Origin of the sequence: Mesorhizobium sp. M8A.F.Ca.ET.181.01.1.1, assembly GCF_004792025.1 — a bacterium.
Taxonomy (GTDB): Bacteria; Pseudomonadota; Alphaproteobacteria; order Rhizobiales; family Rhizobiaceae; genus Mesorhizobium.
In genome coordinates this window covers 1-304 of sequence record NZ_SRTV01000231.1, presented here as the reverse complement: position 1 = coordinate 304, position 304 = coordinate 1, and the positions used below count along the sequence as shown (strand labels likewise).

The window sequence follows — 304 nt, the reverse complement described above, 5'->3', positions numbered from 1 at the left end:
GGGAAGCCTTGGAATGGGATTGGCGTCGATGGGCGCGGCAACATCTACGTCAATGGCGGTGGGCCGGCCCCGGCTCCTGGCCAGCATTTCGGCCCCGGCGCCATCGTGCTGATTGCGCCGGACGGATCGGTGCGGCAGGGGGCGGACAAGATCGCATTTGCCAATGGGATGGCGGTGACGCCTGACAACAAAACATTGATCGTCGCTGAATCGCACGCCAACAGGCTGACCGCGTTCGACCTCGCCGCGGATGGCAGCCTTGCCAACCGGCGGCGATGGGCCGACCTCGGCAACGGCTTTCCCG

The 304-nt window shown here is 66.1% G+C and carries 1 protein-coding gene; it reads left to right on the top strand.

What is annotated here, in order from left to right:
* Nucleotides 1-304, top strand: a 304-nt coding sequence (locus EN824_RS34400) for an SMP-30/gluconolactonase/LRE family protein (protein ID WP_135933224.1), incomplete at both ends; no start/stop codon positions are given.